The sequence below is a fragment of the Nocardioides ochotonae genome (assembly GCF_011420305.2).
Taxonomy (GTDB): Bacteria; Actinomycetota; Actinomycetes; order Propionibacteriales; family Nocardioidaceae; genus Nocardioides; species Nocardioides ochotonae.
The window spans coordinates 1,607,595-1,627,135 of the sequence record NZ_CP061769.1 but is presented as its reverse complement, the minus strand read 5'-3'; the positions used below and the strand labels follow the sequence as shown (position 1 = coordinate 1,627,135).

The window sequence follows — 19,541 nt, the reverse complement described above, 5'->3', positions numbered from 1 at the left end:
CGGTGGAGCCGGTGAACCCCGTCTTCGCCCGCCGCTACGAGCTGCTCGATCCGATCGCCGACGGCGCGATGGGGTCGGTCTGGATCGTCCGCGACCAGCAGGACGGGGAGGTCAAGGCGGCCAAGGTCCTCAAGCACAGCGACGCCGGCTCGCTGCTGCGGTTCATGCGGGAGCAGTCCACACGCATCCACCACCCCCACGTGGTCACCCCGCTGAGCTGGTCGGGCGAGGACGACTCCGTCCTCTTCACGATGCCGCTGGTGCGCGGCGGCTCGGTGGCGACCCTGATCGGCGACTGGGGTCCGCTCCCGGAGACCTGGGTCGTCGCGATCCTCGAGCAGACCCTGTCGGCGCTGGTGGCCGTGCACGCCGCACGGGTGGTGCACCGCGACGTCAAGCCCGCGAACCTGCTGCTCGAGCCGACCGGCGCGCGCCGACCGCACGTGCGGCTGACCGACTTCGGTATCGCGGTCCCGATCGACCAGCCCCGGATGACGCTGTCCTCGACCACCCTCGGCACGCCCGGCTACATGGCACCCGAGCAGCTGGCCGGCGCGGATCCCGACCCCCGCCAGGACGTCTTCTCGGTGGCGATCGTCGGTCTGGAGATGCTGCTCGGCCATCCCCCGCCGTTCCTGGCCACGGAGCTGCCCCAGACCCCTCTGGGCACAGTGCTGCGTGCCGCCGCCGACCCCGACCCGGAGCGCAGGCCCGCGAGCGCGAGTGCCCTGCTGGAGGAGCTGGCGGCGGTGCGGGCCGGCCTGCCCGCCGACTGGGACCCCGGCGAGGTCGAGGTCCTCGACCAGTTCGCCGGCCCGGAGCACCGCGAGGTCGTCGGCCCGGCACCGGCGCCGACCACCGTGCTGAGCGCGATGGACGAGGCCACGCCCATGCCGGCGGCGTCCGGGCTCACCATCGGCCTCCTCGCCGCCACCGGCGTGGCCCTCCTGGTGCTCTCCGCCGTCCTGCTCCTGGGCTGAGCCCCGCCCAGCCAGCCCCGACGCGCGGGCCCGCATCTGGGACCCAGGACCCAGTGACGCGCCGCACGACCGCCCTAGCGTCGGCGCCGTGACCAGGCCACCCGCACGTCCTCTCGCCCGTCTCGCGGCCGCCCTCGGCGTCGCCGTCCTGCTGTCCTCCTGCGGAACCGACACCCCCGCCGACACGTCGGCGGACGACCCGGCCACCCGCAGCACCGACTTCCTGATCACATCCGAGGCGCTGCCCGCCGGCTGGGGCGACAGCAACTCCCAGGGCCTCGACTACCGCCTGACCGTCTGCGGGGTCGACCTCGAGCCGGAGACGCCGGCGCGCGCCAGCAGCCTGCGGTTCTCCCAGGGGCCCTTCGGCCCGTTCCTGGAGCAGCACGTTCGGGTCTACCGCACCGACGTGATCGCCGACGTCCTCACCGACCTGCGCACCGCCCTCGCCGACTGCACGGGCTACACCGCGCGCGGCAACCGACCCGACAGCCCGGAGGCGCGGTTCTCCGTCGAGCCGCTCACGGTCAAGGGCGCCCCGGCCGACAGCGCCGCCTGGCGCCAGACCAGCCAGGGCGACCTCCCCGTCACCGCCGACGTGCTGGTGGTCCGCTCCGGCGACTCGGCGATCACGTTGATGTCCTACGCCCTCCGCGACACCCCGGACCCCTCCGTCCTCGTCCGCGCGGCGGCCGCCCTGCCGAGGGTCGGCTGACATGACCGCCGTCCGCGCCCCGCGCCGTACCACTCCCGTCCGTGGGGAGCGGGGCGCCGGCACCCTCGAGTACGTCGGCGCCACGATCCTGGCCGGCTTCCTGGTGCTGGGCCTGCTGGTCTCCCCCGCCGGCGGCGCGGCCCGCGATGCCTTCACCGAGGCCGTGTGCAGCGTCGTCGAGCGGGACGGCTGCACCGTCCCGGGCCACGGCGAGACGCCGCTGGACCAGGCCACCAGCGGCGAGTACGTCGCCCTCGGCGACAGCTACTCCTCCGGCGAGGGCGCCTGGGACTACGAGGAGGGCACCGACTACGACGACCGCGTCGACCTGTGGCGCTACAACGACCACGAGGAGGACCGCAACCGCTGCCACCGCTCCGCGCACGCCTACTCCCAGGTGGTCACCGGCAACAACGAGTTCGCCGGCGGGTCCAGCTTCGTCGCCTGCTCGGGCGCCGTCGCCGACCACCTCGACAACCCCAACCACGACAACACCGGCGAGGACCCGCAGTACGACGCGCTCAGCGACGAGACCTCACTGGTGACCATGACGATGGGCGGCAACGACCTCGGCTTCGCCGACGTCGTCACGGACTGCATCATCAACGGCCAGCGCGGCGTCGGGCCGAACACCTGCCAGGCCAAGCACGACCAACGCATCGAGGATGAGCTGACCCGGCTCCACGACGAGCTGGTCGACCGCTACCGCGAGATCAAGGAGAAGGCCCCGAACGCCCGGGTGATCATCGTGGGCTATCCGCCGCTGTTCGTGACCGATCCCTCCGACAACTACGGCAACCTGCTCTTCGCCGAGGACCAGGTCTGGATGAACGAGGTGGCGGGCGACCTCAACGCGATGCTCGCCGCTGCCGCGCAGGAGGCCGGCGTCGAGTTCGTGGACCCGACCCAGGCCTTCGACGGGCACGGCATCGGCAGCGACGACCCGTGGATCAACGACCTCGACCTGGGCGGACCCGGGTTCGCGATCGCCAACCCGAGCAGCTTCCACCCCAACGCCGCCGGCCACGCCGCGATCGCCGACCTGGTGCAGCAGCAGCTCGTGGACCCGCGCTACCCGTGACCGACCCCGTCGGCACACGGCCTAGGCTGTGCGCTCCGCGAACGAGGAGTGTGGTGCCGTGAGCCCCGGTCTGGTCCGCGCGACCGCCCTGGTCAGCCTGGTCGGCTGCCTGCTGCTGGTGTTGCACGCACTGGTCCTCGGGCTGCACGTCGAGGGCACTCCTCGCGCCCTGGAGGACGCCGCGCGGGGCGAGCAGGTCGTGCTCCCGGCGGTCCTGGGCGCTGTGCTCGCGGTCGGCGCGCTGCTCGGCGCCCGGCACCGCCGCGCGGCCGCCGCGGCAGCCGTCCTGGCGCTGCTCCTCGGCGCGGCCGCGCTCGTGATCGACCTGGCCGGCTAGCACTCACGCCACGGACGGGACCGCCAGGAGCACGACGAGCGCGGCTGCGCCGAGCATCGAGGGCCCGAACGGGAAGGTCGCCTTGCGACCGGCGCCGGTGCGGACCGCGGCGAGGAGCCCGACCACGAGCCCCAGGCAGAACGCGCCGAGGAACGCCGCGAATGCCGCGGGCCAGCCGAACCAGCCGGTCACCATGCCGAGCGTGACCGCCAGCTTCACGTCGCCGAGCCCCAGCCCGGCGGGGTTCAGCACGGCCAGGAGCAGGTGCACCGCACCGTTCACGACCCCGCAGACCAGCGCCGTCACCCACGCCGCCCATCCGATCTCGCTCGCCCAGGTGCACCCGGCCAGCAGCACCGCGGCCGCGGGGTAGCTCGGCAGCGTCCAGCGGTCGGGGAGCCGGCGCACGTCGAGGTCGATGACGGCGAGGCCGGCCATCCAGGCGAGGACCACGGCGTACCCGACGAGCACGACCAGCTGGCCCTCGGCCCGCCACGCCAGGAGACCGACCGCCACCGCGAGCACCGGTGCCACCCATCGGCAACCGCGCCGGGGCAGGTGCCGCTCGTCGTCGTAGCGATAACCCGCCCGCGCGAGCCGCGCCTGCAGGGCGAGCCCGGCGATCAGGGCGCACGCCGTGGCGATCGCGACCGTCACGGAGCCGGCTCGCCGATCGTGAGGACGGACCCGCGCTGCACGCCCCAGGCGGCCATCGACCCGACCGCCGCCTCGATGGTCGCGCTGGCGCGGAGGCGGAAGCGGGTCATGCCGGTGAGCCTGCGCAGTGTCGCGACGTGCAGCACCCGCCCGTCGCGGTCGACCACCGCCACGTCGATCGGGTAGCGCATGCCGATCATGTGCACCGACGGGCACCGCGTGATCCACAGCGCTCCGACCACCCGATCGGTCCCGAGCAGTCCCCGACGGCGGGCGCGCGCGGTGTCGGCGACCGCGAGCGGTGCCACCGGGACCCCGTCGCGCAGCAACACCCGGTCCCCCGGACCGAAGACCCGCTGGTCGCGGCTCACCGGAGGTTTACGCAGGTCGGCGCGGTGGCACGCTCCGCGGGCAGGACACGACGACCGGAAGGAACCCTGGGACCACCGATGGACCTCGCCCGGACCGCGCGACTCGCCGTCGCACTCGCCCTCGGGGCCCTCGTCGCGGGGCTCGCCGCCGTCCTGCTCACCCTCGCGGCCGGCAGCGCGACCGCGACTGTGGTGCTGCGCAGCGTGCTCACCGTCCTCGTGCTCGTCATGCTCACCCGGCTCGTCATGCGCGGAGCGTACGACGGCCCCGGGCTGCTGGGGACGGCTGCCCTCGGCGGCCTGCTCGCCTATCTCCTCTCCCCCGCCGCCTGGGCCGGCCGGGCGCTGCTGGGCCAGCTGGTCGTCGACCCCGGCCCCGCGTCGTACGTCATCGACCTGGTGCTGTGGATCGCCGTCGTCGTGACCGCTGCCCGCACCGCCGACGTCCGCACGAGCGCCGCCGCACCGGCGCCGTACCAGCTCGGCTGAGCCCCGGACCCGGGGACGACGATGACGACCGATCCGGCCGATGGGCCCGCGAACGGGTCCCGGGACCTACGCGCCGCGCCCGCCGAGCGGGTTGTCTCAGAGGTCTCGTGGACACCGGCGCCCCCGAGGCGCCACAGCAGGAGGAGCACGACCATGGGTGGCGCAGACGAACGGCGACACGAGCGCGGCGCGGCCACGCTGGAGACCACCGGCGTGGCGATCATCGCGGCGACCCTGATCCTCGCGGTGATGCTGGCGGCCCTGCCGCAGGGCTCCCGGATCGCCGAGACCTACTCCTACTGGGTGTGCCAGGTCGTGACCTTCGGCCAGGGAAGCTGCGCCCCGCCGGCGTCCGCGCCGGAGTCCCGCGAGCCCACCGAGCCCTGTGTCCTCACCCAGGACGGCATGGAGCGCAACCGCGAGATCTCCGTCCTCGTGTTCACGGCCGCGGACGGGAGCCGCGTCGAGGTGCAGAGACTCAGCAACGGCGAGTACCGCGTGAGCGTGACCGACAGCGAGAGCGGGGGCGCCTCGGTCGGTGTCGGCGGCGGGCTGACCGTCACGGTCAACGACACGACCGTCGGCGGCAGCGCCAGCGCCGGTGCCGGCGCCTCGGTCGACCTCCGGGCCGGCGCCGTCTACCACGTCAGCGAGGACGAGATGGGCGACCTGATGGAGGCGATCACGCAGGACCAGGTCAAGGACGCCACCGTCGGCAAGAGCGGCCCGTTCCGCTGGCTCACCGACGGGGTCACCAACCTGGCCGGGATCGGCAAGGACCTCCCCGTCCCCGACGAGATCTACGCCGAGGGCGGGATCTCGCTGAACGCCAGCGCAGAGGCCACCGGGCTCACCGACCACGTCTCCGCCGGCCTCACCGCCTCCCAGGTGCTCGGTACGCGCGCCAGCCGTGACGGCACCACCACCGTCTACCTCAAGTCCGAGGTCACCGGGGAGGCTGGCCTGCAGTCCCTGGGCATCGACACCGACGGGCCGCAGTTCCAGGGCGCCAAGCTCGAGGGATCGGCCGAGCTCGTGACAGCCGTGACCTTCGACGCGGAGGGCAACATGGTTCAGGTCTCCACCACCGCCACGGCGGCCGGGTCGTCCGCGGGCGTCGCCTCGGCGCTCTTCGGCGGCGACGCGGACGCCGACCTGGCCAACCAGGAGAGCACGATGCGCGTCTTCCAGGCCACGCTCGACACCGACAACCCGGCCAACCGCCTCGCTGCCCAGCAGTTCCTGCTGGCCCAGGGCGTCTCCAGCCTGGGCGCCTGGACGAACCCCGCCCTCGCGAGCGTCGGCGCCCTCGCCACGCCGGGGTTCGTCCAGGCCGCGATGACCGACGGCACCGTCACCCAGCAGGACTACGACACCGAGAGCAACACGGTCTTCGGCTTCGACGGGAGCGGCAAGCTGGGCATCGAGCTCGGGGCGTCGGTCGACTACAAGACCGACTCGATGACCACGAGCGGGGCGCAATACTGGGACGGCACGCAGTGGACGAACTGGGAGGCTTGCAGCGCATGACACGTCGGCGTCTGACCGCACCGGTCGTGGGCGGGCTTCTCGTCCTCGCCCTGTCCGGCTGCGGGAACGGATCCCAGGACTCCGCTGCCACGAGGAAGTCCGTCTACGAGCCCACGGAGAGCCCCACGATGGCCGTCACGATGATCGACCTGCCCGGCGACTACTCCACCGTCGAGGGCGAGGGCTTCTCGATCGGCGTGCCCGGCGAGTTCCAGCAGCAGCGCACCACGAGCTCCAACGGCGAGCCGATGCTCGTGCTGGAGAAGCCCTCCCAGGCGCGGAACCTCCCCCAGCGGGTCGCGGTCATCCGCGACGTAGACCCGAAGACGCCGGCGTCCGAGCAGTCCTTCGCCCTGGAGACCTCGAAGGCCGCGGCCGGCCCGGAGGCCGAGGTGGAGCGCTCCACCGTGCCGTCCACCGGCGACGAGCTCGAGCCGGCGTACCTCGTGACCTGGAAGGAGTCGCGCCCCAGTGGCGGCGACCGGGTCGAGGTGACCTACTGGCAGCTCCTCCAGCAGGTCGACGACGGCCTCATCCTCAACGTGGTCGCGCTCGCGCCGTCGGAGGAGTTCGAGACCTCCGAGGTCAGCAAGATCCTGCGCACCTTCGTGGTGGACGCCTCGTCCGCCGCATGAGGCTCGGACCCACCCAGGTCCTGTTCCTGCGCCTGGGCGCTGTCGCCTGCCTCCTCGGCGCCGTGGTGACCACGCTGGTCGCGATCACCGTGGACTCCGGGTCCCCGACCTCGGAGCAGGTCACCGTCGTCGAGGACCCGCGCGAGATCGCCCTGCCCGATCCGGGGCTGTTCGGCTCCCAGGTCGTCGTGTACGGCGCCTCCGGGGACGCCGGGGTCGCGCCGTCCGAGCTGGGCTGTCGGCTGCTGACCCGCGACGGCCGGGAGCAGAGCGCCGCCAGGATGTCGGACCTCAAGGTCGTCTCGACACCGGCCGTGACCCTCGACGACCAGCGCCTCGACCCGTTGTTCAGCGTCGGCTCCTACCCCCGCGGGTCGCGGCTGGCCTGCACGCAGGTACAGGGGATCGCGCCCGTGGCGCTGTCCGAGCCGTCGACGTTCGGCACCGCAGCCACGGCTGTCCGGGTGACGGCGGCCCTGGGCACCCCGGTGCTCCTCGCGGTCGGGGTCGGCGGGCTCGTCGTGCTCCGCCGCCGCCCCTGAGCACTCCGTGACCCGAGCGGTTCGCGCCGGGGAAGGGCTAGTCGATCAGCCGGGGCTCGAGACCGTCGAGCTCGAGGTCGACGAAGGACAGCCGACCGGTCTCGCCGTCGATGACGAACTCGGCCGTGAGCGGCCCGCAGGTGAACGTCGTGCCGCGGTCCGGCGGCGGGGGCGGCGGACCCGGGTCCTCGGTCGGCCCGTCGGACGGGCCGTCGGACGGCTCGGGCGTGGGAGTCGGGGTCGGGCTGGGCTCCGGCGGGTCCTCGTCGTTCCACGAGCACGTCGACAGGTCGAGACCGGTGCTGGCGACCGCGCGCGCCTCCGCGGCGTCGATCTCGTCGCTGACCGGGTCGTTCATCTGGACCGAGGCCTCCACCTCGCCTCTCCGGAAGTCGAAGCAGTAGGCGGTCAGGGTGGCGTCGTTCTTCTGCGCATAGGTGCTGGCCCGGTCCTGGCCGAACGCGCACCCGGCGGTGCCGCCGAGGTCGTCGCGCGAGGTCATCATCGCCAGCAGCTGGGGCAGCAGCTCGCTCAGCGCGCCGGCGCCGGCCAGCGCGGCGGCGTCGGCCGCGCTCTGCGCCTGGGACTTCTCGTCCACGCCGCGGGCCAGCAGGGCGACTCCCGAGATCGCGACCGCGATCAGGGCGACGACCACCGCGATGATCAGGCCGGTGGTGACCTGACCGGACTCGTCGCGACGACGTCGGTGCGAGCGGGGCAGCAGCATGGATCAAGACCTTCCCAGTTCGGTGGCCGCACACACGCCCACGCGGGCCCCGGAATCATCCGGGACCCGCGTGGAGGAGTGGTGACGCTTCAGATCACGAGCCTTCGCCGGTGACGGACTTGACGGCGTCGGAGAAGACCTTGCCGAGGTCGATGGCGTCAGCGGCCTCCAGAACCAGGACCACGATGCCGGCGGCGACGATGATCATGCCGACGTACTCCAGGGTGCCCTGTCCGCGCTCGTCGTCCTTGCGGGCGGCGAACATGTGGGCCTGGAACATCAGCAGTGCCTCGAGAACCTTGTTCATCCTGATCGACCTCTTCCTGTTGGGTGGTGCGGCGGCCCGGTCCCCTGAGCGGGCCACAAGCCTGTGGTGGTGCCGGTGCGGTGCTCCCCGACGACTGAAAACCTAGGTGCGGGCGAGCCGATCGGCGCGGGCCCTCGGGCCCACCGCCAGGCCCATTCCCAGGCCCAGCCCCAGGCCCACTCCGGGGCCCGGCGGCTATCCGGGGGTGCGGGTGCCGAGCCAGACCGCGATCGCCTCGCTGCGGTTGGTCACCACGAGCTTGGCGAAGATCGCGTTGACGTGGTTCTTCACCGTCTTCTCGGCGAGGTAGAGCTCGCGCGCGATCTCGGCGTTGGTCATGCCACGCGCGATCAGCTCCATCAGCTCGCCCTGCCGGTCGCTGAGCTCGAACTGGCGCTGACGCCGGCGCCGCTCCTCCTCGAGGTCCTGCGGGACCTGGGTGTCCCGGATCGCCTCCAGCGCCTGCCGGGAGAACGCCCCGGCGCCGAGGGCGGCCTGACGGACGGTGTGCACGAGGGTCGAGGCGTCGAACGAGCCGTGCACGAGGTAGCCGCTCGCGCCCGCGGCCAGGGCGGCCCGGATGTGGGCGGGCTCGTCGGTGAAGGTCAGCATGATCACGGTGGTCTCGCCGGCGATCGCGCGGGCGGTCTGGACGCCGTCGCGTCGCGGCATCCGCACGTCGAGCAGGACCACGTCCGGCTTGAGGGTGCGCACCATCGACTCCGCCAGGATGCCGTCGCCGGCCTCCCCCACCACGTCGATCTCCGCGGAGCTCTCCAGCAGGCTGCGCAGGCCCGTGCGGACGACGGGGTTGTCGTCCACGATCAGCGTGCGCGTCGGCCCGGTGGGCGTCGCTGGCGCCGCGATGGTCAGGTCCTCAAACATGTGTGCCCTCCCGCAGGCCCATCCGGGGTGCGACGAACCGCACCGTGGTGCCCGAGCCGGGCTCGCTGGTGACCTCCGCGCGCCCGCCGATCAGCTCGAGGCGCTCGGCGTAGCCACGCACGCCGAAGTGCCCCTGCCGCTCGCGCTCGGCCAGGATGTCCATCGCGAACCCGCACCCGCTGTCGGCCACCTCGATCAGCACCTCCTCGTCGTCGACGGCGCGCAGCCGCACCGTCACGCGATCCGACCCGGAGTGCGCGAGCGCGTTGCGCAACGCCTCCCGTGTCGCGGCCAGCAGCTCGTAGCGCACCGACGGCGCGGTCAGCTCGACGGGCTCGAGATCGAGGCTCAGGCGCACCTGCGGCGCGTCCTGGGTGCAGTCCCGCGCCAGGGCGGCGAGGGACTCGTGGAACGACTGGTCCAGCATGTCCTGACGCAGGGTGGACAGCAGGCTGCGCAGCTGGAGGACCGCCTCGGAGGCCGACGTCGAGATCGCCTCCGCCTCCGCGCAGGCACGCCCCGGGTCATGGGTGATCCAGTGCGGGAGCGACTGCGCCGAGAGCGCCAGCCCCTGCAGCGTCTTGGCGGTCGAGTCGTGCAACTCGCGCGCCAGCCTCGCGCGCTCCTCGGCGGTCACCGTGCTGGAGATCAGCTCGGCGAACGCCCGCTCCGACTGCCGCTTGCGCTCGGCGAGGACCCGGAAGGCCTGGCCGAGCACGACGACGAAGACGAAGGTCAGCGGGAAGCCGTAGTCGGCCAGGAACGTCGGGGTGACCCGCTCGTCGCTGAGGCTCGCCACCAGGTAGCCGCTCACCATCGTCACCGTGGACAACGCTGCCGCGAGCGTCGGCAGCGCGAGGCCGATCACCAGGCAGCTGCTCAGGGCGACCAGGACCAGCGGGTTGTCGGTTCCCAGCGCGACCATCAGCCCGGTCATCACCAGAGCATCGAGCATGACGAGCGAGGGGTGGCGCTGGAGCAGGGCGGGCACGGTCGGGACCGCGATCCCGGCCATGCTGGTGAGGGTGAGGAAGAAGATCCCACCCACCGCGACCGGGGTCAGGGTCTGGTCGACGTAGCCGGCCAGGCTTGCCAGCAGGGTCATCATCCGCAGCAGGAACGAGAGCCGCACCAGGGCGCGGACCTCGACGGCGGCGATCGAGTCGAAGGTCATCCGGAGAACCCCCCGAACACCTCGCCGAAGTCGACGTCCGCCCCAAGGATCAGGCCGACCAGCAGCAGGATGAGGGTGGCGGGGACGAGCACGACAGTGGTCACCAGCGTCACCCGCGGTGCGATCTGCGCCGCCTTGCGCCGCTGCCGCTGGGCATGCTCGCGGCGCTGGTCGACGGCGATCTGGTTCAGCGCCTCGACCAATGGGGCGCCCAGCTCGTCGGACTGGATGAACGCCGTGACGAACTGCCCCAGCGCCTCGGAGTCGCTGCGTTCCTGCAGCTGCTCGAAGGCGCCCCGCAGGGTGGCGCCGTGCTGCACCTGGCTGAGCGCCAGCCGCATCTCGGCCGCGAGCGGACCGCCGAAGCGCTCCGAGACGCGCATCAGGGCCGGGCGGAAGCCCACACCGGCGGTCACCGTGACCGCGAGCACGTCGAGGAAGTCCGGCAGGTCGCGGTCCAGGGCGTCGGTGCGCACCCGACGCAGCCGGGAGAGCCGCGCCAGGGGCATCATCACCGGCGCGATCACCGCCAGCGCCAGGCCCAGCAGGTTGCCCGAGGTGAGGCTGAGCAGGAACACCGGCGAGAGCATCAGCGCCCAGGTCAGCACCATGCGCAGCACGCCGTCGACGTTCAGCCCGTCGGGGCGACCGGCGAGGTCGACCTGGGTCTGCAACCACTTGACGACCGGTGCCGGGAGCCGCCGTCGCAGCGAGGGCGCGAGCCGGGTGGCGAGCCGCCCCAGCGGCCCCTCCCCCTTCGCGGACCGGCGCTGCTCGGGGCGCAGCACCATGAGCTCCTCGAGGCCCAGTCCCTCGGTGGGGTCCGCGCGCAGCAGCCGATAGCCGCGCAGCGCCAGGACCATCGCCGTCGCCAGGGCGAGGCCGGGGAGCAGGACGGTGAGGCTCATATGTCGAACCTCGTCATCCGGCGGATCAGGTAGAACCCGAGTGCGAAGAGCGACCCGGAGACGATCAGCGCGATCTGACCGACGATGTGGCCGGTCATCTTCTCCACCGACCCGGGCTGGAGGCCGTTGAGCAGGAAGAGCATCCCGACGCCGAGCGCGATCACGAGGTAGCCCGTGGCCAGCGCCTGGGCGAGCGTCGTGCGGATCTCGCGGCGGGTCTCCTTGCGCGACTCCAGGGTGGTGGCGATGTCGCGCAGCGAGGTGACCAGCGAGCCACCGCTGCGCGCGCAGACGACCAGTGTCGAGAGCAGGACGGCGACCTCGCGGGAGGGCAGTCGCTTGCCCATCCCGTCGAGGGCGGTCACCAGGTCGGTGCCGAAGCGGATCGAGCTCGCGACGTTGCGCAGCTCGGGGCCGGCGGGCGCGCTGAGCTCCTCGCCGGCGATCGCGAGCGCGCTGGTGATCGAGAGCCCGGCGCTGGTGGCGTTGGCGAGCACCCGCGCGAGCTCGGGCATCTGGACGATGAAGGCCTCGAGGCGACGGGCCTTCGCGCGCCGGATGAACGTGCGGAGCGCGAAGGCGCCGGCGCTGAGCCCGAGGATGCCGAAGACCGGCGCGAGCGCGGTCCACAGGATGTAGGCGGTCGAGAAGCCGACCGCGACCGCGATCAGGACGACGACCAACGGGCGCTGGTCGATGCCGGCGAGCACGAGCTCACGCTCGACCAGCTGGCCCAGCCGGGTGCGCCGGAAGCGCCGGTTGGCGCGCTCCAGCAGCGGCTGGTCCTCCAGGCGCTCGTCGCCGGTGACCGCGGCGGCGATCCGCCGGCGCTCGGTGGTGACCGAGGTCAGGTGGACGATCCCGAGCAGCGCGCAGACCGATGCCCCCACCGCGCACAGCAGGACGATCAGGACCACGGCACGCCCCCGCCTTCGTCGAGGTGCTCACCGGCGAAGGCCCGCTCGAAGCCGTCGGGCAGCTTCTCGCCGCGGTCCTCGAGGCGGTCGGCCAAGCCCGGGTGCACCGGGTGCCGGATGAAGGCGCCCGCGGTGCCGGAGGGGCCGATCGCCCGCGGGTCCCAGTGCACCAGGCGGCTGAGGGAGAAGTCCTCGCGTCGTCGCGAGGACAGGTAGCTCAGGTCCACCACCCGGCGGGTGCCGTCGGGGGTGCGCACCAGCTGCAGGACCAGGTCGATGGAGGAGTTGACCTGCTCGCGCAGCGCGTGGAAGGGGACCTCCACCTCCGACATCGACGCCATCGTCTCCATGCGGGCGAGTGCGTCGTCGGTGGTGTTGGCGTGCACGGTGGTCAGGGAGCCCTCGTGACCGGTGTTCATCGCCTGCAGCATGTCGAGCGCCTCGCCACCGCGGCACTCGCCGACGACGATGCGGTCGGGGCGCATGCGCAGCGCGTTGCGGACCAGGTCGCGGATGGTGACCGCGCCGCGACCCTCCACGTTGGGCGGGCGGGTCTCCATCTGGACCACGTGCTCCTGCACCAGAGCGAGCTCGGCGGCGTCCTCGATGGTGACGATCCGCTCGCGCTCGGGGATGAACGCCGAGAGGGCGTTGAGCATCGTGGTCTTGCCCGAGGCGGTGCCGCCGGAGACGACGATGTTGAGCCGGGCCCGGACGGCTGCGGCGAGCAGCTCGACGGTGGCCGCGTCGAGCGCCCCGCGCTGCACCAGCTCCTCCATGCCGTAGCGGCGGGGGAAGAGCCGGATCGTCACCGTGGGCCCGCGCAGCGCGAGCGGCGGCAGCACGACATTGACGCGGGCCCCGCGCGGCAGGCGGGCGTCCGGCGGCAGGCGTGCGTCGACCATCGGGCTGGACTCGTCGACCCGCCGGTTGACCGTCGAGACGATCCGGTCGATGGTCTGCAGCAGCTGCTCGTTGTTGGTGAAGCCCGACGGGATCCGCTCGAGCACGCCGAAGCGCTCGACGTAGACCATGTCGTGGCCGTTGATCATGATTTCGCTGACCGCCGGGTCGGCCAGGATCGGCTCGAGCACGCCGAGCCCGACCGCCTCGTCGACCACGCGGCGTACGAGGCTGGTGCGCTCGCGGGTGCTGAGGATGATGCCCTCGGTTGAGACCAGGTGATTGAGGACCCGTTCCAGGCGGGTGCGACGTTGCGACTCCTCCAGCCGGCCCAGCTCGTGGAGGTCGACCTCGTCGAGGAGCAGCTTCTTCAGCCGGCGGACCAGCAGCTCATCAGAGGTCTCCCCCGAGCTCGCGTCGGGTCCCGCGGTGGAGTCGACCCCGGCGAAGCCGCGGTAGCCGCTCACCTGTCCACCGCCATCGCGACGTCGCGGGTCACGGTGAAGGTCGGCAGCGGGGAGACCCGCGGCACCGTGACCCGGAGGGTCACCGAGTCACCCGAGGTGGAGATCTCCTTGACCTCGAGGCTGCCGGGAAGCGAACCCACTGCCGCCGCCAGCGGGTCCTCCCCGAGGCTCTGTGCGCGGGCAGCCGCCCGGGCCGCCTCCTGCGCCTGGGACGCCGACCAGCCCGCGACCCCGAGCTGAAGGACCAGGAGGGCGACCAGGATCAGCAGCGGCACCAGGCCGACGACCTCGAGGGAGACGCTGCCGCGCTCACGCCGCCGCGTCTGCCGGCCGGTGGGTGACGTGCTCACGGCTCCTCCACCACGTCGCTGGTCTGGGAGATCTCGTTGGGCAGGGCGGCGCAGCCCGGGCACAGGACGGGCACCTTCGTCGACACCTTGACGGTGCCGTCGCCGAGCACCGTCACCCGAACGCTGTCGCGCATCGAGTCGGGTACGGCGTCGCGCGCGGCCACGGACGGGTCCTGGCCGATGGCGTGGGCGCGGGTGGCAGCGTTCGCCGCGTGCCCGTTCCACACGAAGGCGAGCGCGGTGAGCCCGACCTGCCAGGCGAGAAGGCAGACGAGAGCGACCAGCGGCACCAGCGCCACGGTCTCGACCGCGATCTGACCCGCTTCGGCCTTCGCGCGTCGACGTCCCTTGCGGCTCGGGGTGCGGGCGGGGGCCGGCGCCACCGGTGACTGTCCACCGACCCCGATCTCCGCACCGATCCGCTCCAGCGCCGACCACCAGGTGGCCTCGCGGACCTCGTCGGGGTTGCGGGAGTTCACGCTGCGCTCGAGGGTGCGGAACGCGGACGGCAGCCACGTTGACACGACGCTGGCCGAGGTCAGCTTGCCCACGGCGTCGAAGGTGAGCGCATCGTCGCGGGAGACCTTGTTGACCACGACGTGCAGCTCCTGCTCCGAGCGCACCCCGAGGCCCTCCCACGCCTGCACGGAGCGGCGGAAGGAGCGCATCGCCAGCACGTCGGGGGTGACCACGACCACGGCGGTGTCCGCGACCTCGATCGCCGCGGCCTGGGCAGGCGTGGCGTGCGAGCCGCCATCGACGAGGACGACGTCGAACTCCTGGCGCAGCAGGCCGAGGATCGCCCGGACCGCGTTCGCGGTGACGTACTCGGACTCCTGCACCTGCACCGGGGCCAGCAGCAGGGACACTCCGGACTCGTGGCGCACGAGCGCATCGAGGATGGTCGCGGCCGAGAGGTCCTCGGCGACCTTGGCCACGTCGGCGATCGAGACCCGCTGACGGGCCTCGACGATGCCCGAGACGTCACCGGCCTGGAGGTCGAGGTCGACCAGGCAGACCTTGGTGCCGGGGACCTTGCGCTGCAGGTCGATCGCCATGTGGGTCGCGATCGTGGTCGTGCCGACGCCGCCCTTGGCGCCGGCGATCACCGTCACCCGGCCGTGCCGACCGAGGTCCCGGGCCGTGTCGGCCACCGCACCGGAGATCAGCCCCGACATCCGCTCGGACCACTGACGGGCGACCTCGAATCGCGACAGCAGGTCGTCGAAGCCCATCGGATAGCGCACGACGCCCTTGGCACCGGCCTCCATCGCGAGCAGCGCGGTGTCGCCGTCCATGCCGGAGTTGACGACCAGCACCCCGGTCGTCGGGGAGCGGAACACGAGCTCGCGCACCACGTCGGGAGCCGACTGCGGGCCGAGCTGGTCGTGCAGCAGCACCACCGCCGGCTTGAGCCGCGCCACCACCGCCGACAGCTCGTGGCTCGACTCGACGATCGAGAGGATCTCGGTGCCCTCGATCTCCGCCAGGAGGGCCCTCAGCTCACGGACGACGGCCTGGTCGGCCGCCCCCACCACCACCTTCGTCATCGGGCCTCCTCCGGGACGGCCCGGCCACCGAGGTCCTCGGCGTCGAACTCGTCGATCTCGTCGGCACGGTTGGCCCCGACGTCGCCCGGCAGGGCGACCAGCCGGACCTCCTGTGCGAACGCCGCCGCGTAGGTCACCGAGAGCGCGTTCTTCGGCTCCAGCGCCAGGGTCACCGGGACCACGTCCTTGGCGGTGCCCACCGTCGACTCGGTGTCGACCGTGACCGTCTGCTGGCCGCCGATCGAGACGATCCGGACGTCGCGGACCAGCACCCGCGCCTGCTTCGGCAGCCCAGGCACGTCGGCGAACACCGCGATGATGTCCACCCGGTCCCCGGGCCGGACCCGGCCCGCGACGCCGGTGACGCTGTCCACGTTGATCGCGATCTCGCGCTCGGTCGGGCTGAGGTCGGTCGACGGGATCAGCATGTCCGAGGTGACGACCGTGCCCGCGGCGAGCTGGAAGCCGACGCGACGGCCCTCCAGCTCACGCAGGCTGGTCACGGCCGTCGGGGACGCCCACCGGCGCGGGACCTCCTTGGCCCGGACGTTCGAGGCGCCGAGCGGGAGATAGGCGTCGACGGGCTCGGAGACCTCGTAGACGGTGACCTTGGGGCCGACCTGGCTCTCCACCTGGGAGACATAGCTGCTGACGGCCACGAAGACCGCGACGGAGAGGGCGAGCGCGGTGAGCAGGAACAGCACACCGCGCCGCTGACGTGCATTCAACGTGTGACTCCTCGAAGGGATGACTCGAAACGGTCGGCGGACTCGCCGGCGATGCGGCAGAACGGACAGGTCTCACCACGCACCGGCTCCTCGCACGCGGGGCAGTGCAGGGACGGAGCGGCGCTCGCTGCCTCGCCGGGGGCGACCGGGCGCGAGATCACGAACTCCACGGCCTTCGCCGAGCCCCAGGCGGAAGCCACGTCGCCCACCGGCTCGCGGCGCGTGGGGCGGGTGGTCAGCCCCATCGCGAACAGCGCGGAGATCGCGGCCTCGGGCAGCTCGCCGTAGGCGTGGCACTCATACGACGCGGCGACCAGGCCCGGTGCGGGGACCCGGCGCAGGCGACGCTCGGGTGCCACCTCCCCGAGGGGCAGCCTGGCCACCCAGCCGGGATCGCCGTGCACCGCCAGGAAGCCGTCCGGGCCGGTGAACCAGGACTGGACGTGCTGACGCAGCGTCGGAGCGGGGCTCGAGAGGCGAGCCACCGAGGGGAGCCAGGCACCCCAGACCATCGTGTCGAGGCAAGCGAGGATCGAGTCGTACACCGCGTTCGCGGAGCCGGTCTCCGGTGCCACCTCCACGGCCCGGATCCGCACCGCGGCGCTCACCGGGGACGTCAGCACCCGCACCGGGAGCTCCGGGCGCGCCGCGGCGACGGTCGACGCGGCGACGTGGGCCGCCCGCGCGCCGCTGGTCGGGGCCAGGACCAGGAGATGGCGGACCTGCGGGGAGAGGATCTGCGGATCGGTGGCGAGCGTCGTGGGATCGGCGAGCGGGTGCACCTGCCACTCCCCCCACGACGCCGCACCCCGGAAGGAGCCTGTGGGCTGCTCATCCATGATCGCGACGACAAGAGACATGGGCGCTTCCTACCCCCTTTGCCCCACGCCAATCGTCGCGGTCGTCACGGCCCGGACCGTCTCCTCCTCACGTATCCTCCTCACGCGCGTGCCACCGTCGACCGCGCCGGCACGGACGTGCCCGTGCCGCACCCTGAGGAGGGTCAGTGAGGAACTCGCTCGCGCGCCTGCGCAGCGCGCAGGGTGCGAGGTCCCGACGCCTGCAGAACTCCGCCGTCACCCGGCGGCGCCGGCAGGTCGCGGGCCTGATCCTGCTGGTCGTGGGGCTGGGAACGCTCGTGTTCGGGCTGTCCGCCGGGCGCGCGGACGCGCCGCCGCCCGTCCAGCTCGCCGCGGACTCGGTGACGGAGGTGCCCTCGACGCGCTTCTTCCAGAGCCCCTGGGTGCTCTACGCACAGGTGGACGATCCGCGCCGCACACCCACCACCGAGGAGGTCGGCTGCGTGCCCGTGAGTGGTCTGGACCTGCCCGCGCAGCCGGAGGACCTCACCACCTTCGGCACCCGCGTCGTGGACGGGGTGCCGGTCGCCGCGATCGCCCTCTACGGCCACTCCGGCGACGACGCCGCGATCCGCTGCACGGGGGCGGGCGACTACGAGCCGCTCTGGCTGCTGCCGTCCTCGGACGCGCCGCCGTTCACCGCGACGTCCATCGTGATCCTGGGCGTGCTGCTGCTCGTCGGTGCCGCACTGGTGCAGCCCTCGAGCCTCAGTCGACGAGGATCGGCACCAGCATCTCGTCGGGCGTGAGCGAGCCGTGCAGGCCCACCAGCGTCGTCTCGTAGGCGAAGTCGTGGGAGGAGAAGATCGCGTGGTCGCCGCGCCCGGCGACCAGGACGTCGCCGAGGCGGGGTAGCACGGGCCCGCGGACCGGCCCGAACCAGCCGCGCCGGATGGCGTCGTCGCGGGTCAGCACCTCGGCGCGGTCCCCCAGGACGTCGGTCCAGGTCGCGACGACGTCGTCGACGGCGCCGCTGTGGCAGTACAGGTGCCGGAAGCGGGCCTCGCCGCCGAGCAGGGCGACGCCGTCACGCAGCTCGAGCTGCTCGTCGACGTCGATGCGGCTCTGCGGCGGGGAGTCGATCATGCCGTGGTCGGCCACGACCACCACCCGGATGTCGTGCGGCAGCGCGTCGCGCAGCTGCTCGACCTCGGAGTCGATGATGGACAGCTGCTGGAGCCACTGGCTGGAGGAGACCCCGTAGCGGTGACCGGTCCAGTCCAGGTCGCCGTCGTAGAGGTAGGTGAGCGAGGGCCGCTCCCGGGTGGCGGTGACGGCGGCGGCGATCCGCTCGCCGACCTTGTCGGCGCCGACGAAGTCGACGCCGCGGTGCGCGACGCGTGTCAGCCCACTGTCGGCGAAGTCGCGCTTGTTGACGACGGTGACCGAGACGCCCTGGGCCTGGAGCAACGCGAACGCCGTCGGGTGCGGCTGCCACTCGACCGGGTCGACCGAGGAGTCCCAGGCCAGCGCGTTGAGCAGCTTGCCGGTGCCGGGCACCCGGGAGGTGAACCCCACGAGCCCGTGGGCCCCCGGCGGCAGGCCGGTGCCGAGGGAGGTGAGGCTGGTGGCGGTCGTCGACGGGACCCCCGCGGTGCCGGGCTCGCTGTGCGTGAGCAGCGAGGACAGGTACGGCGCGGCGTGGGCGTAGCGGCTCAGCAGGTTGGCGCCGAGGCCGTCGATGAGGAACACGACGTACGCCCCGGCGTCCGGCAGGACCAGGCCACTGGGCACGGCCCGGTCCGGCAGCCGCGCGCCGAGCGCCACCCCGACCGCCGGCACGACGTCGGCCAGCGAGCGCTGGCCGTAGGCGGGCGGGACGAAGCTCACGCCGTGTGGGTCCGCGCCGAGAGCGACTCCGCGAAGGCGAGCAGCCGCTCGACCGCCGCCGGTCCGTCGGCGGCGGCCGAGACGCGGATCGAGAAGTCGTCGGAGGCGAGCACACCGGTGTAGCCGTGGTCGGCGTCGCACTGCGGGTCGCTGCAGCCCGCGGGCTCGAGGTCGACGCGACCCACGCCGCCCCAGCCGATGGTCATGTTGGCCTCGGCGGGGAACGAGGGCCCGCTGGTCGGGTTCGCGATCATCCGGGTCACCACCACCGACTTCACGGCCGAGAGGCGCACCGCCTCGGTCGAGGTGGAGGTGTAGGGCTCGGGCAGCAGGTCGTCGCCGGCGTGCTCGTCGGTGTGCGCGAGCACCAGCCGGGTCGGGGTCAGCACCACCACGCTGAGGTGACGGCGCACCTCGTCGTGGTCGAAGGTCGGCTCGTGGTGCACGAAGTACGCCACCACAGGCTCCCCCGCCACCGCGGCGTCGACCCCGTCGGCCACGACCTCGGGGTAGTACCCGGTGCGGTCGATGGCCGCCCTCAGCTCCACCGTGCGATCACGGTCGTCGGTCCTGCTACGCATGGGAGAAGTGTGTCACG

General features: G+C 72.8%; 24 protein-coding genes. 9 read left to right on the top strand and 15 right to left on the bottom strand.

Annotation, left to right across the window (positions count from 1 at the left end; all coding sequences use genetic code 11):
• Nucleotides 1-11: 11 nt before the first annotated feature.
• From HBO46_RS07895 to HBO46_RS07880, 4 genes are all read left to right on the top strand, one after another.
• Nucleotides 12-980, top strand: a complete 969-nt coding sequence (locus HBO46_RS07895; protein ID WP_224769438.1) for a serine/threonine-protein kinase — start codon at nt 12-14, stop codon at nt 978-980.
• Nucleotides 981-1,068: 88 nt separating this feature from the next.
• Complete coding sequence (locus HBO46_RS07890) at nt 1,069-1,695, top strand: hypothetical protein (RefSeq protein WP_166139804.1); 627 nt, start codon at nt 1,069-1,071, stop codon at nt 1,693-1,695.
• Between the two features lies 1 nt (nt 1,696).
• Complete coding sequence (locus HBO46_RS07885) at nt 1,697-2,776, top strand: SGNH/GDSL hydrolase family protein (protein ID WP_166139803.1); 1,080 nt, start codon at nt 1,697-1,699, stop codon at nt 2,774-2,776.
• A gap of 58 nt (nt 2,777-2,834) precedes the next feature.
• Nucleotides 2,835-3,113 carry a hypothetical protein gene (locus HBO46_RS07880; protein ID WP_166139802.1) on the top strand — a complete coding sequence of 93 codons (279 nt, stop codon included), beginning with the start codon at nt 2,835-2,837 and terminating at the stop codon, nt 3,111-3,113.
• A gap of 3 nt (nt 3,114-3,116) precedes the next feature.
• On the opposite strand, the gene HBO46_RS07875 is transcribed toward HBO46_RS07880, so the two are convergent.
• Both HBO46_RS07875 and HBO46_RS07870 read right to left on the bottom strand, forming a co-directional pair.
• Entirely contained in the window at nt 3,117-3,770 is a 654-nt protein-coding gene (locus tag HBO46_RS07875; protein ID WP_166139801.1) for a prepilin peptidase, read from the bottom strand.
• On the bottom strand, nt 3,767-4,141 hold the full coding sequence (locus tag HBO46_RS07870; RefSeq protein ID WP_224769437.1) for a DUF192 domain-containing protein: 375 nt from the start codon (nt 4,139-4,141) through the stop codon (nt 3,767-3,769). Before HBO46_RS07870 ends, HBO46_RS07875 begins: the two co-directional genes overlap by 4 nt.
• Nucleotides 4,142-4,219: 78 nt before the next feature.
• Here HBO46_RS07870 and HBO46_RS07865 point away from each other — a divergent pair, with 78 nt between their 5' ends.
• The 4 genes from HBO46_RS07865 to HBO46_RS07850 all read left to right on the top strand — a co-directional run bounded on the left by HBO46_RS07865 (nt 4,220) and on the right by HBO46_RS07850 (nt 7,337).
• A complete protein-coding gene (locus HBO46_RS07865; protein WP_166139800.1) occupies nt 4,220-4,630 on the top strand; it encodes a hypothetical protein in 411 nt (136 codons plus the stop codon).
• Between the two features lie 153 nt (nt 4,631-4,783).
• Nucleotides 4,784-6,160: a hypothetical protein gene (locus HBO46_RS07860; RefSeq protein ID WP_166139799.1), complete on the top strand. Its 1,377-nt coding sequence runs from the start codon at nt 4,784-4,786 to the stop codon at nt 6,158-6,160.
• Nucleotides 6,157-6,795 (top strand): hypothetical protein, encoded by a 639-nt coding sequence (locus HBO46_RS07855; protein ID WP_166139798.1) that lies wholly within the window; start codon nt 6,157-6,159, stop codon nt 6,793-6,795. Before HBO46_RS07860 ends, HBO46_RS07855 begins: the two co-directional genes overlap by 4 nt.
• Nucleotides 6,792-7,337 (top strand): hypothetical protein, encoded by a 546-nt coding sequence (locus HBO46_RS07850; RefSeq protein WP_166139797.1) that lies wholly within the window; start codon nt 6,792-6,794, stop codon nt 7,335-7,337. Before HBO46_RS07855 ends, HBO46_RS07850 begins: the two co-directional genes overlap by 4 nt.
• Nucleotides 7,338-7,374: 37 nt before the next feature.
• Here the strand turns inward: HBO46_RS07850 and HBO46_RS07845 are convergent, their stop codons facing one another.
• From HBO46_RS07845 to HBO46_RS07795, 11 genes are all read right to left on the bottom strand, one after another.
• Nucleotides 7,375-8,064 (bottom strand): pilus assembly protein TadG-related protein, encoded by a 690-nt coding sequence (locus tag HBO46_RS07845; protein ID WP_166139796.1) that lies wholly within the window; start codon nt 8,062-8,064, stop codon nt 7,375-7,377.
• 94 nt (nt 8,065-8,158) lie between these two features.
• Entirely contained in the window at nt 8,159-8,371 is a 213-nt protein-coding gene (locus HBO46_RS07840) for a hypothetical protein (protein ID WP_166139795.1), read from the bottom strand.
• 195 nt (nt 8,372-8,566) lie between these two features.
• Entirely contained in the window at nt 8,567-9,256 is a 690-nt protein-coding gene (locus tag HBO46_RS07835; protein WP_166139794.1) for a response regulator, read from the bottom strand.
• Complete coding sequence (locus HBO46_RS07830; RefSeq protein WP_166139793.1) at nt 9,249-10,430, bottom strand: sensor histidine kinase; 1,182 nt, start codon at nt 10,428-10,430, stop codon at nt 9,249-9,251. The genes HBO46_RS07835 and HBO46_RS07830 overlap by 8 nt, the downstream gene beginning before the upstream one ends.
• Nucleotides 10,427-11,338, bottom strand: a complete 912-nt coding sequence (locus HBO46_RS07825; RefSeq protein ID WP_166139792.1) for a type II secretion system F family protein — start codon at nt 11,336-11,338, stop codon at nt 10,427-10,429. The genes HBO46_RS07830 and HBO46_RS07825 overlap by 4 nt, the downstream gene beginning before the upstream one ends.
• The gene (locus HBO46_RS07820; RefSeq protein WP_166139791.1) at nt 11,335-12,255 is read right to left on the bottom strand and encodes a type II secretion system F family protein; all 921 of its coding nucleotides are present in this window, start codon (nt 12,253-12,255) and stop codon (nt 11,335-11,337) included. Before HBO46_RS07820 ends, HBO46_RS07825 begins: the two co-directional genes overlap by 4 nt.
• Nucleotides 12,246-13,625 (bottom strand): CpaF family protein, encoded by a 1,380-nt coding sequence (locus tag HBO46_RS07815; RefSeq protein WP_207950354.1) that lies wholly within the window; start codon nt 13,623-13,625, stop codon nt 12,246-12,248. Before HBO46_RS07815 ends, HBO46_RS07820 begins: the two co-directional genes overlap by 10 nt.
• Nucleotides 13,622-13,975: a TadE/TadG family type IV pilus assembly protein gene (locus tag HBO46_RS07810; RefSeq protein WP_166139790.1), complete on the bottom strand. Its 354-nt coding sequence runs from the start codon at nt 13,973-13,975 to the stop codon at nt 13,622-13,624. Before HBO46_RS07810 ends, HBO46_RS07815 begins: the two co-directional genes overlap by 4 nt.
• Nucleotides 13,972-15,525 carry an AAA family ATPase gene (locus HBO46_RS07805; protein ID WP_166139789.1) on the bottom strand — a complete coding sequence of 518 codons (1,554 nt, stop codon included), beginning with the start codon at nt 15,523-15,525 and terminating at the stop codon, nt 13,972-13,974. The genes HBO46_RS07810 and HBO46_RS07805 overlap by 4 nt, the downstream gene beginning before the upstream one ends.
• On the bottom strand, nt 15,522-16,253 hold the full coding sequence (gene cpaB / locus HBO46_RS07800; protein ID WP_166139788.1) for a Flp pilus assembly protein CpaB: 732 nt from the start codon (nt 16,251-16,253) through the stop codon (nt 15,522-15,524). Before cpaB ends, HBO46_RS07805 begins: the two co-directional genes overlap by 4 nt.
• Nucleotides 16,250-17,113 (bottom strand): hypothetical protein, encoded by an 864-nt coding sequence (locus HBO46_RS07795; RefSeq protein ID WP_166139787.1) that lies wholly within the window; start codon nt 17,111-17,113, stop codon nt 16,250-16,252. The genes cpaB and HBO46_RS07795 overlap by 4 nt, the downstream gene beginning before the upstream one ends.
• 146 nt (nt 17,114-17,259) lie before the next feature.
• Here HBO46_RS07795 and HBO46_RS07790 point away from each other — a divergent pair, with 146 nt between their 5' ends.
• Entirely contained in the window at nt 17,260-17,862 is a 603-nt protein-coding gene (locus tag HBO46_RS07790) for a hypothetical protein (protein WP_166139786.1), read from the top strand.
• Here the strand turns inward: HBO46_RS07790 and HBO46_RS07785 are convergent.
• Together HBO46_RS07785 and HBO46_RS07780 are read right to left on the bottom strand one after the other, a co-directional pair.
• Nucleotides 17,822-18,943 carry an alkaline phosphatase family protein gene (locus HBO46_RS07785; RefSeq protein ID WP_166139785.1) on the bottom strand — a complete coding sequence of 374 codons (1,122 nt, stop codon included), beginning with the start codon at nt 18,941-18,943 and terminating at the stop codon, nt 17,822-17,824. The genes HBO46_RS07790 and HBO46_RS07785 overlap by 41 nt on opposite strands.
• Nucleotides 18,940-19,524, bottom strand: coding sequence for a DUF5998 family protein (locus tag HBO46_RS07780; RefSeq protein ID WP_153322878.1), 585 nt, complete (start codon nt 19,522-19,524; stop codon nt 18,940-18,942). The genes HBO46_RS07785 and HBO46_RS07780 overlap by 4 nt, the downstream gene beginning before the upstream one ends.
• Between the last annotated feature and the right edge of the window lie 17 nt (nt 19,525-19,541).